The sequence below is a fragment of the Azotobacter bryophylli genome (assembly GCF_042643485.1).
Taxonomy (GTDB): Bacteria; Pseudomonadota; Gammaproteobacteria; order Pseudomonadales; family Pseudomonadaceae; genus Azotobacter; species Azotobacter bryophylli.
In genome coordinates this window covers 1-2,278 of record NZ_JBHRSJ010000003.1, presented here as the reverse complement: position 1 = coordinate 2,278, position 2,278 = coordinate 1, and the positions used below count along the sequence as shown (strand labels likewise).

Sequence of the window (2,278 nt, the reverse complement as noted above, 5' to 3'; positions counted from 1 at the left end):
CCGCTGCACCCGCGGCGTGGCCGGCGAGGTCCAGGCGGCCGGCAGCCCGCGCGTGCTGGTGGTGCCGACCAACGAGGAGCGCCAGATCGCCCTCGACACCCTCGCCCTGCTCGATGCCCGCCCGGCCGAGCAGCCGCGCCTGCTGCAGGAAGCGGTGTAACCGCCGACGGCCCTTCCGCCGGCGGCTCGCAGCCGCCGGCTTCCCGCCTTCCCCCGTCCGAGCCCGAGCCCACTATGCATACCCTGTTTCTCGCCCCCACCGGCTGTGCCGTCGGCCTCAATTCCGTCAGCCTCGGCCTGATCCGCAGCCTCGAACAGGCCGGCCTGAAGGTCGGCTTCTTCAAGCCGATCGCCCAACCCTTCCCCATCGACCAGGGCCGCGAGCGCTCCTGCCTGCTCGTCGAGCACGCCCTCGGCCGCCACGCCCCCGAGCCGATCCTGCTCGATCAGGTCGAGCGCCAGCTGGCCGACGGCGAAACCGACCTGCTGCTCGAGGAGGTGGTCAGCCGCTTCCAGCAGGCCGCCGCCGGCCAGGACGTGGTGATCGTCGAGGGCATGCTGCCGACCCGCGACAGCGACTACTCCGCCTACCTCAACCCCCTGCTGAGCAAGAGCCTGGACGCCGAGGTCATCCTGATCGCCGTCCAGGGCGGCGACAGCCTCAAGCAGCTGGCCGAGCGCATCGAGATCCAGGCCCAGCTGTTCGGCGGCGCCAAGCATCCCAAGGTGCTGGGCGCGATCCTCAACAAGATCGACAGCCAGGACGGCGTCCCGGCCTTCGTCGAGCGCCTGCGCGAGCACCTGCCGCTGCTCGGCAGCGGCGACTTCCAGCTGCTCGGCGCCGTTCCCTTCGCCGAGGAGCTCAATGCCCTGCGCACCAGCGACGTGGCCGAGCTGCTCGGCGCCCAGGTGCTCAGCCCCGGCGAGGCCCGCGAGCGCCGGGTGAACCAGATCGTCCTCTGCGCCCGCGCCGTGCCCAGTACCGTGCCGCTACTCAAACCCGGCGTACTGGTGGTGACCCCGGGCGACCGCGACGACGTCATCCTCGCCGCCAGCCTGGCCTCGCTCAACGGCGTGAAGCTGGCCGGCCTGCTGCTGTGCAGCGACTTCACCCCCGATCCGCGCATCATGACGCTGTGCCAGGCCGCCCTGGACGGCGGCCTGCCGGTGATGAGCGTGACCACCGGCTCCTACGACACCGCCACCAGCCTGTTCGCCCTGAACAAGGAGACCCCGGCGGACGACATCGAGCGTGCCACCCGCGTCACCGACTTCATCGCCCGCCACCTCGACCCGCAGGCCCTGCGCGCCCACTGCAGCGTGCCGCGCGAGCGGCGCATGTCGCCGGCGGCGTTCCGCTACCAGCTGGTCAAGCGCGCCCAGGACGCCAACAAGCGCATCGTCCTGCCCGAGGGCGACGAGCCGCGCACCGTGCGCGCCGCCGCCATCTGCCAGGAGCGCGGCATCGCCCGCTGCGTACTGCTGGCCAAGCCGGAAGCCGTCGAGGCCGTCGCCCGCGCCCAGGGCATCCGCCTGCCGGCCGGCCTGGAGATCCTCGATCCGCAGGTCATCGCCGAGCGCTACGTCGCCCCCATGTGCGAGCTGCGCAAGGCCAAGGGCCTCACCCCCGAGCAGGCCCGCGAGCAACTGCAGGACACCGTGGTGATCGGCACCATGATGCTGGCCCTCGACGAGGTCGACGGCCTGGTCTCCGGCGCCGTGCACACCACCGCCAACACCATCCGTCCGGCCCTGCAGCTGATCAAGACCGCCCCGGGCTACAACCTGGTCTCCTCGGTGTTCTTCATGCTGCTGCCCGACCAGGTGCTGGTCTACGGCGACTGCGCGGTGAACCCCACCCCCACCGCCACCGAGCTGGCCGAGATCGCCCTGCAGAGCGCCGAGTCCGCCCTGGCCCTGGGCGTCGACCCGCGCGTGGCGATGATCAGCTACTCCACCGGCAGCTCCGGCAGCGGCGCCGAGGTGGAAAAGGTCGCCGAAGCCACCCGCCTGGCCCAGACCCGTCGCCCCGATCTGCCGATCGACGGCCCGCTGCAGTACGACGCCGCCTCGGTGCTCAGCGTCGGCCGGCAGAAGGCGCCGAACAGCAAGGTCGCCGGCCAGGCCACCGTGTTCGTCTTCCCCGACCTCAACACCGGCAACACCACCTACAAGGCGGTCCAGCGCAACGCCAACTGCCTCAGCGTCGGCCCGATGCTGCAGGGCCTGGCCAAGCCGGTGAACGACCTGTCGCGCGGCGCCCTGGTCGACGACATCG

At 71.7% G+C, this 2,278-nt stretch carries 2 protein-coding genes; both read left to right on the top strand.

Translation table 11 applies throughout. From position 1 onward, the window contains the following. Positions 1 to 160 (top strand): hypothetical protein (locus tag ACFOJE_RS02675; RefSeq protein WP_377812708.1); only part of this gene is annotated, 160 nt, incomplete at its 5' end. Positions 161 to 234: 74 nt separating this feature from the next. Beyond that, the coding region (pta, locus tag ACFOJE_RS02670) for a phosphate acetyltransferase (RefSeq protein WP_377812707.1) at positions 235 to 2,278 on the top strand (2,044 nt) is incomplete at its 3' end.